12 protein-coding genes are annotated in these 15,905 nt (G+C 58.6%); 2 read left to right on the top strand and 10 right to left on the bottom strand.

Annotation, left to right across the window (positions count from 1 at the left end):
- Window positions 1-64 precede the first annotated feature (64 nt).
- Both HYI44_RS20705 and HYI44_RS20700 read right to left on the bottom strand, forming a co-directional pair.
- Window positions 65-1,096, bottom strand: coding sequence for a hypothetical protein (locus HYI44_RS20705; protein WP_225570353.1), 1,032 nt, complete (start codon window positions 1,094-1,096; stop codon window positions 65-67).
- Window positions 1,097-1,147: 51 nt separating this feature from the next.
- Window positions 1,148-2,425: a cytochrome P450 gene (locus tag HYI44_RS20700; RefSeq protein ID WP_225570352.1), complete on the bottom strand. Its 1,278-nt coding sequence runs from the start codon at window positions 2,423-2,425 to the stop codon at window positions 1,148-1,150.
- Window positions 2,426-2,607: 182 nt separating this feature from the next.
- Between HYI44_RS20700 and HYI44_RS20695 the strand changes: the two genes are divergently transcribed.
- A complete protein-coding gene (locus HYI44_RS20695; RefSeq protein ID WP_225570351.1) occupies window positions 2,608-3,273 on the top strand; it encodes a TetR/AcrR family transcriptional regulator in 666 nt (221 codons plus the stop codon).
- Between the two features lie 123 nt (window positions 3,274-3,396).
- Here the strand turns inward: HYI44_RS20695 and HYI44_RS20690 are convergent, their stop codons facing one another.
- The 8 genes from HYI44_RS20690 to HYI44_RS20655 form a co-directional block, all read right to left on the bottom strand.
- Window positions 3,397-5,001, bottom strand: coding sequence for a phytoene desaturase family protein (locus HYI44_RS20690; protein WP_225570350.1), 1,605 nt, complete (start codon window positions 4,999-5,001; stop codon window positions 3,397-3,399).
- Between the two features lie 95 nt (window positions 5,002-5,096).
- Window positions 5,097-5,918, bottom strand: a complete 822-nt coding sequence (locus HYI44_RS20685; protein WP_225570349.1) for an SDR family NAD(P)-dependent oxidoreductase — start codon at window positions 5,916-5,918, stop codon at window positions 5,097-5,099.
- Between the two features lie 30 nt (window positions 5,919-5,948).
- Complete coding sequence (locus tag HYI44_RS20680) at window positions 5,949-6,767, bottom strand: enoyl-CoA hydratase/isomerase family protein (protein ID WP_225570348.1); 819 nt, start codon at window positions 6,765-6,767, stop codon at window positions 5,949-5,951.
- On the bottom strand, window positions 6,764-7,735 hold the full coding sequence (locus tag HYI44_RS20675) for a lactoylglutathione lyase (protein ID WP_225570347.1): 972 nt from the start codon (window positions 7,733-7,735) through the stop codon (window positions 6,764-6,766). Before HYI44_RS20675 ends, HYI44_RS20680 begins: the two co-directional genes overlap by 4 nt.
- Before the next feature lie 46 nt (window positions 7,736-7,781).
- Window positions 7,782-10,313: an efflux RND transporter permease subunit gene (locus tag HYI44_RS20670; RefSeq protein WP_225570346.1), complete on the bottom strand. Its 2,532-nt coding sequence runs from the start codon at window positions 10,311-10,313 to the stop codon at window positions 7,782-7,784.
- A 35-nt stretch (window positions 10,314-10,348) separates the two neighbouring features.
- The gene (locus HYI44_RS20665; protein ID WP_225570345.1) at window positions 10,349-11,479 is read right to left on the bottom strand and encodes a WD40/YVTN/BNR-like repeat-containing protein; all 1,131 of its coding nucleotides are present in this window, start codon (window positions 11,477-11,479) and stop codon (window positions 10,349-10,351) included.
- Between the two features lie 94 nt (window positions 11,480-11,573).
- Complete coding sequence (locus HYI44_RS20660) at window positions 11,574-12,941, bottom strand: DUF1329 domain-containing protein (RefSeq protein ID WP_225570344.1); 1,368 nt, start codon at window positions 12,939-12,941, stop codon at window positions 11,574-11,576.
- Window positions 12,942-12,971: 30 nt separating this feature from the next.
- Window positions 12,972-14,633 (bottom strand): DUF1302 domain-containing protein, encoded by a 1,662-nt coding sequence (locus tag HYI44_RS20655; protein ID WP_225570343.1) that lies wholly within the window; start codon window positions 14,631-14,633, stop codon window positions 12,972-12,974.
- Between the two features lie 418 nt (window positions 14,634-15,051).
- Here HYI44_RS20655 and HYI44_RS20650 point away from each other — a divergent pair, with 418 nt between their 5' ends.
- Window positions 15,052-15,897, top strand: a complete 846-nt coding sequence (locus HYI44_RS20650) for an SDR family oxidoreductase (protein WP_225570342.1) — start codon at window positions 15,052-15,054, stop codon at window positions 15,895-15,897.
- Window positions 15,898-15,905 lie beyond the last annotated feature (8 nt).

Here is a 15,905-nt window from a genome sequence, read left to right as displayed (position 1 = left end):
AATACAAATCAAAATCAAAAGATCGCAGCCTTCGGCAGCTCCTACGGGGGTTGCGTTTAACGGTTCACAGGTCTTTGCCTGGAACGTTGCGGGCCGAACCGTTGCGCCGGTCCGACTCGCCCCAGCCCAACCAGTGCGAGGGTTCGCGGGTATCGCCGACCTGCCGCCACCGCCCTTCCTGCTGCGCAGTGATCGGGAAGCCGCCGACGAAATCGATCATTTCGCCCTTTTCGTCAGGCAGAAACTCCCATTCTTCCTCGCCCTCGAGCACAATTTTCGCGGACTTGAGGAAGTAGCTGCCGTCCTTGTGCTCGGTGTGACCTTCGATATCGGTGGTGACTCGCACTTCGCCTTTTTCGTTGTTGAAAATGGCGTAGCCCAGATGGTCATGACCGACCATGAAAGAACCGGTGTCCCAGGTGCCGTCTTTGTAAACCGTGACAAACGACCACCAGATCACATGCTTGTTGTTGTTCACCACCAGGTCTTTCTTGAAGTGAATGGCGCCGCCTTCCGCCATGTAGAACTGGTCCAGCGCCATGGCGCCTTTGACCGGACGCCCCTCGCAGACACCGGCAATATCCCACAGCTGCGAAACATAGAAGGTGCCCCATTCCACGCCCGGCAGATACCACTGCAGTCCCGGGCCAAGCAGTCGGCCTTCAAGGTGAAACAGGCCTTCTTCTTTCCAGGTCAGTCGTTCGCTGCTAGCCGTGATCTCCCAGCCGTTGCCGGCTTCACCCGGTTGGCTGGCCCAGCGTGCGACATCGCCTTTCAGGCTGTGTACCGGCAGTGGTGTCAGCGCCTGGCGGGCCATTTTTTCGTGGTCCATGCGCAGGTTGACGTTATCGACGTGATTGTTCAGGTAGAAGAACTTGGTTGGATTCGGCGTGCCATTGGGCGCCATCAGCGAGCGGACGAAGGAGTAGATATTGCCTTGCTCATCGCGCACAGAACCGAACGGCGAACTTTTGCTCAGGTGCAGGCCGAAGAAGCCGCGTTCGGATGACATTGAAGCGCCAGTGACCTGGTGCGGCCCAACCAGTTGTTGAAAGCCGAAATCACCGCGTTCTGGAATGGTTTTAAACGTTCTCATAATGCCCTCTGTTGTTTTTGTTGAGGCAGGGAAACGGGATTGCAGCGTGGCTCAGCCCCAGATCACCGGGAGCGTGGACACGCCACGCAACTGCGCGCCGCCGATCTGCGGGACGGGTTGGCTCGGGTCGAGGCGCAAGTTGGGGAAGAGGTCGAGGATGGCGTTGACCGCGCTGCTGATTTCCACTTTGGCGACGAATTGACCGATGCACATGTGGGGGCCGAAGCCAAAACCAAAGGAGGGTTTGGGCTTGCGATCAATGTCGAATACCTCAGGGTTTTCAAACGCATCTTCGTCACGGTTGGCGGACACCACCATGCACTGGACGAACGACCCCTTGGGAATTGTCACACCGTGAAATTCCACTTCCCGGGCGGTTTCGCGCACCTTGAAAGTGGCCACTGGTTCAAAGCGCGTGGTTTCGTCCATCAGCTTGCCGATCAATGAGCGGTCGGCCTTGACGCGTTCCAGCAATCCGGGCGTGGTCAGGAGCAAAGTCATTACCGAGCCAAACATGCGCGTGGTGGTTTCGCCCGCGGCTGGCAACAGCGAGCGAGTGAAGGTGATCACCTCGTGGTCATCCAGCGTGCGCCCTTCGTACTCCGCGCGCAGCAAACGCCCGACCACATCATCACCCTGGCTGCCCTCGGCACGACGTTGCACGACAACTTCGGCCAGTGCGTCGTACAGCCCTTTTACGGCGATGCCGGCCTGACGTCGCGCTTCAACCATTTTGCTCGGGTCAATCTGGTTGCCGCCGACAATGGCCAAGGCCCACGCGGCGTATTGCTTGTACTTGGAGGGCTCATCTGAGGGGAAGCCCATCAAAGCGTACATGACGCGAATCGGCAGCTCGAGACCGAACTTCATCAAGTCGGCCTTCTTCGCCGGCAACATCGGCTGGATGTACTCCTCGCGAATCACTTGATCGATCTGCGGGCGCCACTTGTTCACGGTCTCCGGCATAAAGGCCGGTTGCAGCAAGGCGCGCACCTTGCGGTGCTCGTCACCGTCCATTGCAAGAATGATCAGCCCATCGAAAAACGCGCCAAGACCTTCGGCAATAAAACCGCTGGTATAGGTCGCACCATCGCGCAGGACAGTCATTACATCCTGGTATCTGAACAAGGCGAAGGTCGGGCGAGTGCCCTGCTGGGTGCCGGCATTCGTCGGCACGCCAAACTGGGTGATGAAGTCGCCTTCATAGATGGGCGATTTCAACCGTTGCTCGCGGCACACCGCGTGAATATCCAGGTCGGTGCCGCGATACATTTCCGACACAGCGGAGTATGCGGTTGCCAGGTCCAGTGCTGCGCTTTCGTTGCTCATCAGGAGCTCCTGTCTTGTTTTTATTCTTCTTGCACACCAAGATTGTCCGGCTGCCGACCCATGGTATGTGGTTGTGTCTACGCCGGTAGTCCGCTTCGTTTGACTCGGGGTCAAACGAAGGCCCCCGGGGAAATGCTTCAAGGTGTGAATAACCTGGCCAAAACTGGCATGAGGAGGACGAGGTGGCGGTAAAGGCAGGAGAAGGTGGCGAACAGGGCAAACGCAATACGATGAATCGCCTGCTCGCGGCAGCGCGCGTGGAGTTCGCCAGAAAAGGCCTGGCCGGTGCGCGCGTGGAAGAAATTGCCCGGGAAGCCGGCGTCACCAAGCAGCTGGTCTACCACTACTACAACTCCAAGGAAGGCCTGTTTGTAGCAGTACTGGATGAGTCTTCGGACAACATCATGTCCGAGTTGGTCAACCTCAATGTCGAAGAGCTGTCTCCGCCAGTGGCCATGCGCGCGGTGCTCAATCATTTTTTCGACCAATACCGGCTGGACCCTTTCCTCGGTAGCCTGGCGCTGGAGGGCATCCGCTACCATGACACTCACCAGACACCTCGAAATCACTTTCTGGAAATGGTCCCCAAGCTGATCGCCAAGCTTGACGCAATTCTGTTGCGGGGCGCCGCCAGTGGTGATTTTCGCGCGAACATCAACCCGCGCCTGTTGCTGGCGAGTGCATCGCTGGTGACCACTGGCTGGTTTACCAACCGTTATTCAATGTCGGCACTTGCCGGGTTGGATACGGACTCGGAGCAAGGTATGGCAACGTGGCGGCAGTACTCCGCGGATTTTGTGTTGGCGAGTATTTCGTTGGGGGCTGGAAAACACGCCGACAGCGTTTGATCGTTGTTTAGGATTTGTGCGTGATCTGCTGCCGCTGAACCGGCGGGTATTGATGAACACACGTCCCCTGTAGGCAGCCTCGCTTCGCTCGACAGCTCCTACAGGGCAGTGGTGTTCACATGTTCAGCGTGCCTTTTTACCCAAATACTTGCTCACCCGCTTGGCCGCCAACCGCCCAGCCATGCCGTTGACTCCACCCCCCGGGTGGATGCCGGCGCTGCCTAAATAAAAGCCCGCTACCGGCAAGGTGTCGCCGCCCAGGCCGTGTGCAGGTCGCATGGTGCTAGAGCGCATCGACGTGGTGTCAATATGCACTACGCAGCCATTCACAGTGTTCAGGCGTGCGGTGAAGTCTGGAGCCGCTTCGATGTGCCGGCCGATCACCTGCCCCTCGATCCCTTCGATGTAGTCGTAAAGCTGTTCCTGCACCTGATCGGCCACTCGCTCACGCAAGTTGTCCCAACCCTCATTGGGATTCACCGGCATCACCGGTGGGTAGATGTACAAAATGTCTTGGCCAGCCGGCGCTTGCGAAGGGTCGGCGGCACTCGGCGCGGCCACAGTGATATAGGGTAGCTTCGGCACCTCGCCACGGGCGCAGGCGGCGAAGTTTTCCAGCACGGCTTCTTCGGTGCCGATCAACATGACGGTTCTACGCAAGTCCACTGCGTCGCCACGAAGGGCGGCAAAACGCGGTAGCGAAATCTGTCCACGCAAGGCCACATCGACCTTCAAAGGTCCAGAACCCTTACCGTTTGCTGGCGCCATGGCGATACGGGTCAGCAGGTATTGGGGAATTTCCCCCTGCGTGACCATGTCCAGCGCCGGCTTCGGATGGCAGCCGGCGATGACTGCGCGCGCCGTGAACTGACGGCCATCGGCCAGTTTCACGCCTTTGATCTGCCCTTCCCGGGCGACGATCTCACTGACGCTCGCCGATACCAGCACTTTGCCGCCCAGTTCTTCCAGTCGAGACTGCATGGCGTTGCTCAACTGCTGCATGCCCCCCAGCACTCGGCCGACACCAAAACGGTGGAGGAACCCGAGCAAGGCGTAATAGATGCCCCCGCCATCGGCGCTGATATCACCTGCCAGCCCGGTCAGCGCGCACATCGCCGATATAGTCACCGGATGCTCGAAACGCTCACGTGCCGCCTGCAACGCAGAGCCCGTCATCAGCGCCATGAGTTCGGGTTTCAGCGCTTTATGCTTGATCGCGGTACCCAGTATTCTGAGCTTCACACCCAGGTTGGTTTTGGCCGGATCAACCCGCATCATCGGCAGCGCGATATCCAGGAACATGTCGATGACTTTCATGAACTGCAAAAACGCTTCGGCGTCTTTGCTGCTGAAACGGCGAATTTCGGCGGCGGTCTTTTCGCGGTCACGCCAAAAAATCAGCGATTGGCCATCCGGGTGCAGATACACGTATCCGGGCGCCAGTTCTATCGACTTGAAGCCGTGTCGATCCAGGCCCAACTCCGCGGGCACGTGCGAATGCACGCGCATAGACATCATGTCCAGCGCACACGGGTGGACCAGATGTTGGGGCGCTTCGGGTATCAGGTAGCCCGATGAAGCCATCCCGCCGACCTTGTCCAGCGCCTCCAACACCAGCACCTTTTTACCTTCAAGGCCCAGGTAGCAGCCAGCCGAAAGGCCATTGGTACCGCCGCCGACAATGATCACATCGAAATCGGTATTGCTCTCAGGTGCGTTCGGGTTCATCAAATGCTTCCATGTCGACATTCGACCACGGCGGCGCACGGCGGCTGTGGCGGCGAAGATGAGGGGCGGCGCACGGCAGTGCAGCGCCGAGACTGTTACATGCCGGTACGGCCCATTTGCGCGAACAGCGAACGCATGGCCACCAGCGAAGGTGTATGGCTGCTGAATCCTCCGTCGGCGACCAACGTGGTACCGGTGACAAACGAGGATTCATCGCTGGCCAGGAACGCCACCACGTCGGCGATCTGCCGAGGCGTGCCCAGTTCGGCGGTGCAATGGTTGTCGCGAAGAATGTCGAGCAACGGCGCAGGCATCGCGTGTTCCGAAGGCGCCAGGCCTATCTGCACGGCGTTGCCACGGATGCCTTGCTTACCGTATTGCGACGCCACCATACGCGGCAACATCATCAGCCCCGCTTTAGAAGTCGCGTAGCCGGTCAGTGACATATCGCCCTGCATGCCCAGGCCGGAGGTTGCGAAGATGATCGAGCCCTTCCCGTTCTCCAGCATGACCGGGATCACATGTTTGGTGCACAGCACCGCACCACGCAGATTGACGGCGATCGCACGATCCCACGCCTGCATGTCGAGGTTGACGAAATCGCGGTCCATCTGGCGCTGCTCGGCATTCAGGATGGCGGCGTTGTTGTGCAGAATGTCGATTCGGCCAAAACGCTCTTTCACCTGGGCGACCATGTCCCGCACGTCATCTTCCGAAGAGACGTCCGTGGCGATCGCCAGGGCCTGGTGCCCATCGGCGAGCAACGATTCGGCGACTGCTTTGGCCCCGTCAAAGTTGATATCGACCACCGCAATACTTGCCCCGTGCGACGCCAGCACCCGAGCGCATTCAGCGCCCAGACCGCCGCCGGAGCCGGTAATAATGGCCACACGTCCTGCCAGTTTTCCTGTGCTCATGTCTTGTTCCTTATTGTTTTGGAGGGCGCTTTACTCGCCGGTAAAACGTGGTTCGCGTCGCTCGCTGAACGCCAGAGCCGCTTCTCGGGCGTCCTGTGTCGGGGCCAGCAAGGCAAACAGGTCCAGTTCCAGATCAAGGCCGCGCTTGAGGTCCATGTCCAGTGCCGCCCGAGCCGCCTGCTTGACGAAAGCCGAAGCAGTAGGTGGTTTGACCGCAATGCGCTGGGCAAAGGCGCGCACTTCGTCCAGTAAGCTGGCGTTGTCACTGGCCAGTCGGCTGACCAGACCAATACGCTGCGCTTGCTCGGCGCCCATGCGATCACCGGTAAGCAGCATATCCAGTGCCTGGCCCGGCGCCACCACGCGGGAGAGCCGTTGTGTACCGCCGCCACCGGGGATCAGCCCCAGGCCGGTTTCCGGCAGGGCGAATACCGCATCGGGCGCTGCGAAGCGGATGTCACAGGCCAACGCCAGCTCCAGTCCACCGCCCATGCAGTAGCCATGGATGGCAGCAATCACCGGTTTGCTGATGCCATCCAGTGCTTCGATCCAGCGTACCTTTTCCATGCGCTGGCGAACCTGCAGGCTCGACTCCGGGCCGCGCCGTTCCTTGATATCGGCCCCCGCGCAAAAGCCCCGCTCGCCTTCGCCGCGAATCACGATCACGCGAATCTGGGGGTCTTGCTGCAACTGCGCCAGCGCTTGCGGTACGCCCTGGCGAATGTCGTCGTTAATAGCATTGATCTGCCGGGGTCGGGTCAGAATCACCCAGCCAACCATGGCATCGCGCTCCAGACGCACTGCCTCGTTGATCAGTACCGGAGGTTGCTGGTTTGGCGCTGTGCTCATGCAGGGCACTCCTCGAACTCGAACACCTGGCCATTGAGCTCTTGCGGGTCGATCTTGATCAATGCACGTCCGCCCACGGCCTGCGACGATTCGATCCATTCGAAGCGCGTGCCGCGTGCCCGCAGATCCTCGGCCTTGGCGGCCAGGTCGTTGACGCCGATGCGGATGTAATACGGCCCCGGGCCCCAGTTGTTGACGTAATGCCCGGCGTCGGTGTTCCAGTAGGTTGCTTCGAGTACGTCGAGGGTGGCACTGTTGGGCACGGTGAAACCCATTCGCGCACGGCGGTAGCCTTCGCTGACGATGGTTTCTACCGGACCGCTCGGCTCCCAGTCGAGGTTGGTCGATACTTTGCGCAGGGTTTCGTCGAGATCGCGTACCAGGAAGCCCCGGGCCGTGACGCGCACCATGTCGCCAGGCTTCTGATCACGTGGTTGCATTGGCGGTAACTGGTACGTTTCCGGTGGCATCTGCAGCGGCTCGGTTGGCATGATTTCAATGCATAAGCCACCGTCCACACTTGGCTGATAATACGGTTGTTCCGGAGTTGCGCCCAGCCACAGCCGGTCGAATGGCATTTCCGGAGTGCGCTGCGCCATGCGGAACGGCAAGCGTCGACGCATCAGTTTATCCACCAGCGCGTCGAATTTGTCCCCGTGCAAGGCGAGCACAATGGAGTGGGTCAGCATCGGCCGATGGTGGCCCTGAAAATCCTTCAGGCTTTCCAGAAAATCATGGAACAAGGGATCCCCGGGGTTCGGCCGATCCAAGTGCCATTGCGGTTCGATGCGCGTTGGCGAGACCGCCAAAGATTTGTGAACCCGCAAAAAATGCGCGATGTAGGGATGATTGTCGAACGCCTGACGCCAGCGTTCATGCTTATAGATACCGAGCTTGTCGACCAACATTTCCGTCATGCCGTCCGGGTCAGGAACCATCATGTCGGCACTCATCAATAACTCGAACATTGTTCTCTCCTTGCAATTGCAAGCCGGGTCTGTGCCCGGCTATTAGTCAGCGGACACGCCGGGGGAAGGCAAGCTCATTCAATGAGTGCGTAGTCACGGCGGAGGAAGGTTTACGCGGCTCCTGCTGCGCGCGGGCATCTTCCAGGTCGAGCGTCACCCCGGCCTTGGAATTACCCTTCGGGTTGAGCAGGTAATGCGACAAGGCCGGGATGAGCACCAGTGCACCAAGCATGTTCCACAGGAACATGAAGGTCAGCAGAATGCCCATGTCTGCCTGGAACTTGATCGGCGACCAGGCCCAGGTAATTACCCCGGCGGCCATGGTCAGGCCGACGAGTGCAACGACGCGGCCAGTGAAGTCCAGCGAGCGACGATAGGCCACCGCCAGACTGCCACCGCGTTCCTGTACCGCCAGTTGCACACTCAGCAGATACAGCGCGTAATCCACGCCAACACCAACCCCCACGGCGATCACTGGCAAGGTGGCCACTTTCAGACCAATGCCCAGCCACACCATCAATGCTTTGCAGATGATGGTGGTCATCAGCAACGGAATCAGGGCCACCAGGGTTGCGCGCCAACTGCGAAACGTAAGAAGACACAGCAAGGCCGTGGCACCGTATACGGCCAGGTACATGGTGATGATGCCTTTCTCGACCTCGATGTTGGTGGCGGCCTCGATGCCGGCATTGCCTGCAGCCAAAAGGAATTCCACGGGTTGTTCAGCGCCAGCGGCGGTGTTGTTTTCCTTGGCGAAGGCTTCGGAGACCTGCAACACGCGGGTCAGCGTGTCAGCCTTGTGGTCTGCCAGATAGGCAATCAACGGCGTCACCGAGCATTGCTGGTTAGTAATGCCCGGAGCGGAAATCATCGCCGCATCCACGGCCGAGTTGGTGATGGCCTGGTCACGACTGATGCTCAGCCATTTCGGGCTGCCTTCAGCCATGCCGGAGCTGATCATTCGCACGGTTTCGGCCAGCGATTGCGTGGTTTGCACACCCGGCGTCTGGCGCAGGCGCCAGGCCAGTTTGTCCATGCTCTGCAGCGACTGGTACAAACGGCAGCTGTCTTCGCTGGTCTTCATGATGACTACAAACTGGTCGCTGGATAGTCCGTAGTGACTGGTGATGTAGGCGTTGTCGAGGTTGTACCGCGAATCGGCGCGCAACTCGGGGGCACCGGGGTCCAGATCCCCTACCTTGAGGTTCATCATCACCACGCTGCACACCAGGGTTACCAGCAGCGACAAGGCGATGACGGCCGTCGCCCACGGACGCTCAGTGAACCGGTCGAGACTGTGCCAGAGGTGCCCGAGCAAACCCCGGTTGGCGGCGCCGGCCTGGTCTTTGGCGATGGCGATTCGCGCGGCCTTTTTGCTGACACCCAGGTACGAGAGCGCCACCGGGATCAACAGCAGCTTGGTGAAAATCAGTACGGCAACACCCATGCTGGTGGTCAGTGCCAGGTCGCGGATCACCGGGATATCGATGATCACCAGCACCGCAAAACCAACGATATTGGTCAGCAGCGCGGTCAGCCCCGTGAGGAACAAACGGCGGAAGGTATACCGCGCCGCCACGTATTTATGGGTGCCACGGCCAATGTCCTGGAGGATGCCGTTCATCTTCTGTGTGCCGTGGGAGATCCCAATGGCAAAAATCAGAAACGGCACAAGAATCGAATACGGGTCCAGTTCGTAACCGAGAATCTGCATCAGACCCAGCAGCCACACCACCCCTGCCACCGCCACGCTCACTAGCAGCAACGTACTGCGCAGGCAGCGGGTATAGAAATAGACGAACAGCCCGGCAATCAGTACCGATGCGCCAAAGAACAGCATGACCGAGTACAGACCATCGATCAGATCACCGACCAGTTTGCTGAAACCGACGATGTGGATGCCCACCTTGTCACTTTCCAGCGTGCGGATCTGCGCTTCCAGTTGCGTGGAAAACTCGCCGTAATCCAGGGGCTGGCCTGTCTGCGGGTTGGTATCGAGCAGCGGCGCGACAATCATGCTCGACTTGGCGTCGTTGGCCACCAGGTTGCCGATAATGCCCGAGCGCATGATATTGCGGCGCAGTGCCGTGATCGACTTGTCACTGCCGTCGTAATCCGAAGGCATCACCGCACCGCCATCAATGCCCTCCTCCGTTACTTCTTTCCAGCGAACGATCGGCATCCACAACGACTTCATCCAGGAGCGGTCGATACCCGGGATCAGATACAGGGTGTCGTTGACTTTCTGCAGCGCCAGCAAGTAATCAGCGTCGTAGATGTCACCTGTTTTGTTTTCGACCACGACGCGAATACTGTTACCCAGGCCCGGCAGCTGATTTTTGTAGGCCAGGTAATTCTTGATGTACGGGCTGGAACTGGGAATCATTTTCTCGAAGCTGGCATTCACTTGCAGCCGTGTAGCGAAGAAGCCCAGCACCACGGTGGCGAGCAAGCAAGCAACGACGACCACCATGCGATGACGGAAAATGACCCGTTCAAACCAGCCACCGGAGTGCTTGTCAAAGTCCTCCAGGTTGGCGATCACTGGCATCCCGCTGTTGAATTTTTGCTCGACCATTTTTTCTTTCTCGTAGGGGAATCGTGCCGACGGCTTTAGTTGGCCTGGGCGATATCGATGACCTTGGCGCCGCTGAAACGCGTGACCACCAGGCGCCCGGCCTGTTGCGTGGCACTGGCTGCATACACCTCGCCGACCCGCGCATCTGCCAGAGGCGTGACTTGCAAACTCTGCCGATCCACGCTGACCAGTTGCCCACCCTGGCTCACCACGATCAAGGCATTGCCCTGCTCGACGATGCTGACCAGGCTGCTGTTGAGGTTGGTCTGCACGGGCTGCCATTGCTGGCCGTCATCCCGGCTGGCGAACAGGTTGCCGCGCAGCCCATAGGCCAGCAGCAGTCCATCGAAGGCACGGACGCCGAAGTAAGTGCCGGTGTAAGGCGTCTCGACTTTCACAAACCGTTGGTGCTGGGCGTCCAGGCGTAACACCACGCCTTGTTCACCACCGATAAAGAACGTGCCGGCATGTTCGGCGAGGCCATACAAGTGCATGCGCCGGTCGTTGCCACTGCGCTCTATCCAGGGCTCCCAGTTCTGCCCATCGTCAGAGCTGTGCAACAACATTCCGAAAGCCCCGACGGCAAATCCATTGCCCTGTTCATCAAACAGCACATCCAGGAACGGTGCGGCCAGTACACCGGGTGTCGCCGAACTGCTGGCGGCCATTGCAACTTCCCTGAGCACCAGAGCGGCTGATTCATCGCCTTGTTCGGCGCGCGGCCGGTAATAAGCATTGAGCAACGTCAGCAGACGGCGTCCGTCGAGTTGCACCTGCCAGCTGTCACCCCCATTACTGGTGTGCAGCACCACGGCATCGTGGCCGACAATCCAGCCATTGCGCTCATCGCGAAAACGTACTTGCACCAGATCACTGGACACCGGGCTGTCGAGCTGTCGCCAGGTCTGGCCCTGATCGGTGGAACGCTGTATCAACCCGTGCAGACCGACACCGATCATTGCATCGCCAACCGTGGTGACTGAGAGCAAGGGTGCTGGCAGCTGCGCGTCGATCGGTTGCGCTGGCACGTCCAGCGAATCGGTGGACGCCGCGACTGCGCTGTAAGCAGGCGTCGCCATCAACGAACTGGCGCCGACGATCAACGCGACAGCCATCAGCCGGCGCGATTTACAGAGAAGAAAAGAAGCTGGGCAAGGGCTAGTCATTATTTTTATTCCTTAACCATCCCGTGGGGCAAACCCGCCCGTGACGCCTGCCAGGCTTGATGCGCAAACCGGCAGGCAGCACTGGCGAATCACATCAGCGCTGGGTGACCCGCGCCACAATGGCTTCAGGGTTCATGTCACGCTCGGACAAAGGTTTGTCGATGAACTTGTAGCCGCCCTTCAAACCATCGTTGAGCAGCGCGTACATGCCTTTGTTGAAGTCATACACGACGTTCTTCACGTTGTACGGAATGTTCTTGTCATACAGCTGAACGCCGCTGAGGAAGATCGAGCGGTACAGCGCGCCGCTCTTGTCCCAGGCGTCATACAGGCCGACGCCGAATGTGTCTTCATCCAGGTAGTAAGTACGTTTGCTGTAAACGTGGCGCATGCCCGGCTTCAGCGTCGCCTCTACAACCCACACCCGATGCAGCTCCCAACGCTCGTTCGCCGGGTTGGCGTGGTGCGGCATGAACTGATCTTCCTGCTTGCCGACGCCGAAGTAGAATTTGTACGCGTTGTAAGGGATGTACATTTCCTTGCGGCCGACCAGTTTGTAGTCGAAGCGGTCCTGGCTGCCGGAGAACATTTGCAGTTCGTCGAACAACGTCACACCGCCCTGGCTGGCTACCGGTGTATCGAAGGCGAATTCGGGCGCCAGTTTCACCCGACGCTGGCCTGGAGAATAACTGAATGAACGACGGGCCTTGGCCAATGGATCGAGGAAGTCGGTAAGTACCACGACTTCACCGGAGCGGCGCGCCGGATAGTCGTTGCGCGAGAACACCCGGGCATACATCAGGGGATCGCGATCTGCCTGAGTCACCTGGTAGTAAGGGGTTTCTTCGAATGTTGCCTGCTCGGCGGTCTTGGTGATGGAGCCATTGGCGTCCACCACCCAGCTATTGGACGAAGTCGTGGTCGAGTAGCCGGTGCCGATCTTGTAACGCACCTGCTGATTCCACATCACCTCGTTGCCGGTTTTCGGTATCGGAAATGGTAGGCCCCCGCGGCAAGATGGATCGACGGCCAGGCCGTCTTTCTGGATCTTGCAGCTGCTGGCGTTACGCACGGTGGCGTCGAGTACAGCTTGCGGGTAGGCGGTGGTGCGATGGCTTGGGTAGATGTCGATATAGTAAGTCGGGTACTTCTTGATCAGGGCTTTTTGGCCCTCACTGAGCTTGTCCGCATATTTGTCGACATTCTTGGCATCGATGCGGAACAGTGGCTTTTCATCCTTGAACGGATCGACCCAAAACCCGCTGTCAGGCTTGAACCCTGCCGGTGCGGTGGTCAGGCCGCCCTCATACGCGGGGATCGTACCATCGGCGTTACCGGCCTGAATCGCGCCGAACTTGGTGAGGCTCTTGCCCATGTCCGACGCGTCGCCGGCGGCGGTTGCTGCCAGGCTCCAGGTCGCAATACTCATCAGGGCGACAGTTAAAGCAAGTGGACGTTTCATGAACACGTTCTCCGATTCTTGTTTGATTTATCAGAAGGAGGTCTTGAAGGTAAAAGCCAACCAGCCGCGGTCTTCACCACCGACATTGCCGTTACCGGCGACGGTGCCATTGGCGAGGTTTTTGGGTTGAGCAGCTGTATCGGCATAACGCAGGCCAAACTCATAAAGTTGGGCATAGGTAAGTTTCACGCCAACGGAGTAAGCCAGCGCACCCTCGCTGCCGCCACCGGCTGTTGGTGCGTTGCCATGCAAGCCGTAATTGACGGTGAGCGGAACATCCATGTCCCAGGATGGGAAGATCGAGATGTATTGCGGAGTGTAGTTGACCGCGACCGCGTAGTAATCTTTCGAGGAACAGCCATCCGACTCACTGCCGGAGCCGGCGATGCCTGGCGTTCTGGCGTTAGTACACGCGGCTTTTCCGACACCCTTGAAGAGCTCTTCGTGTTCGGTCACGCGCTGCAAGTGGCTGTAGGCGAACTCACCAACCAGGGTACCGTTGTTCGAGATGAAGTTACGCGGCACGCCATAAACAGCGTTGGCGATAAAGTGAATGGTGTCGCCGCGCGGGCCTTCGTTATCCAGCGCACTGACGCCGGTGGCATTCAAGGCACCGTTCATGCGGTAGGACAGTTCAGAGCCGACCGCTACCGTGTTAAACACCCTGGCAAAACTGACACCCGCCAGTTTCACGCCACGTGGGTAAACTACCCGATATGAGCCCAGTGCAGCCTTGACCTGCGGAGCCAGCCAAGGCTGATAGTCGTCGAACTGGCGATAATAGGCGCCGAACGTCGACTCGACCTCTTCGACGTTGAGCTTGGCCATTACACCCCAGTTCTTACCGTCGCGACCGAAGCGCGAATCCTGCCGTTGGAACGTCGCGCCATTAGGTGCCACAGGCAATTGATCTGGCCCTTCGAACAAAGGATCGGCCGCGCCAAAATAGGTGCCGCCGTAAGGAATGCGGGTGGGCTCCCATTCATAGAAATATTGACCGGCAACCGAGAGGTGATCAGTGACCTGTGCCTTGGCCGAGATCTGCCCGACTGGCAGGAACACTTCCTTGGTTTCGATGCCAGGGCTGGTCGACGCTTTCACGCCATCACTGGGCGCCTGGGAATAGGAAACGGCGTGAGCGCCGAATAACAGGCTCTCACCCCAGTAGTTGGTGTGGCGACCAACCTTCAGGTTGACCGGGGTTTCGCCAATGTTGAAGTTACGCCACACAAAAGCATCGAGAATTTCACCCGACGGGCCATTCATATAGCGTTTCACTTCATCACTGTAACGATTGTTGTGGTAACTGGTGGCGTAGCCGGGAACGTTACTTTCCACATCGTGGTCGTTGTAAGCCTGGTCGAACCAGCCTGCACCACTGAGGCGTGCGCCCCACTCGTTCAGGTAGGAAAAGTCGAACTCGCTCAACACATCGAGACGATTTGTAACAATATCGCCTTTATCGAACTTGCCGTCGGACTCATCGAAGTTCGGCGTGTTCATGATGCGACTGTCCTGACTGTCGGTCCGCACACCCAGGTTGTAACGGACTGTGTTGTCCCAGCGCAGGCGGTAATCAGGGTTTGGCAGGTCGAACGAGAGCGCCATGACGTTTGGCGCACCACTCACCAACATCAGCGTAAGCGCACCTTGGGCCATCACCAGGCGACTCTGCTTGGTCTTATGTTTCATACACACTACCTTTTATTGTTATTTTCAGTCGTTATGTGCGTTCAAACGGTCCTTCCAGCGATTTGCGCAACCCACAATATCGTTGAATGTCTCGCCTGGACAGTCCGCTGAAGAGGTCTGGCACGCATCCAGACCACTTTCCTCCTCAGTTGAAAGTCACAGTAACGGATCACAAAATAGAATTCCACATAAAGATTTCAATTCTCTATGTAGAATTTAACATCCGTTAAGGTGAAGAATCGGTTCAACAGAGGCGCTCGGCCAGTAAATACTGCACACAAAGCGGATAAACGTTCAAATAAACTTTGACGCTTTTGTGCTTTGGGCTTTCAATAGCCCCTGCCATTCCCACAGAACGCCTGGCGTTGCGCAGGCAAAACGGCGGTGAACCGGCAGAAGAAAAACAAGAGGAGCCACCATGAATATTGATTTGAGTGCCAAACGCGTGATCATCACGGGCGCTTCCCGTGGCATTGGTCTGGCCATCGCCCGGGCATTCGCAGCTGAAGGGGCGCGGGTAGCGATATGTGCACGCAGCGAGACAGACGTCCGCGAAGTCGGCGCGCAACTCGCGGAACACGCCCAGGCTGTGATCGCCCGGGCTGTGGACGTGACGGACAGTGAGGGGGTCAAGGCGTTTGTTGCTGAAGTTGCACACGCGTGGGGCGGGGTCGATGTGCTGGTGAACAACGCCGGTCAAGGCCGTGGCGGCAACCTCGACACCCTTACCCCGGAAGTCATCCTCGAACATGCCAACATTCTGCAGATGGGTCATTTCCGATTCGTACAGGCGGTGGTGCCGTTCATGCGTGAACAGCGCTGGGGGCGGATCATCGAAATCAACGCCCTGGCCGGGGTAATTCCAACACCCGACGGTATTCCTTCGGTTATCAACCGAGCATCATGCATCGCCCTCTCCCGCTCGTTGGGCATGTCGCTTCCCAAGGACAATATCCTGGTCAACAGCCTGAACATGGGCTGGATCGATACCGGCCAGTGGGATCGTCATTACAAGGAGATGGGTCCTGGCGTCAGTCGGGAGGAGTTCGATGCCATGGTGATGAAGGTGGTACCGCTCGGCCGCTACGGCAAACCAGAAGACGTTGCCGGAATGGCACTGTTTCTCGCCAGCGAATATGCCAGTTTCATCAGCGCTGCCTCGATCGACATTGCCGGTGGCATGGGTGGGCAGATTGCCTACTTCCCCGCCCTCAAACGCGACTTTGCCGCGACGATCGCGGCACGTAACGCTGCCAGCGAATAACGCGACTA

This window comes from Pseudomonas sp. Y24-6 (assembly GCF_020295325.1).
GTDB classification, from domain to species: domain Bacteria; phylum Pseudomonadota; class Gammaproteobacteria; order Pseudomonadales; family Pseudomonadaceae; genus Aquipseudomonas; species Aquipseudomonas gregormendelii.
This window is presented reverse-complemented; position numbering and strand designations above follow the sequence as displayed.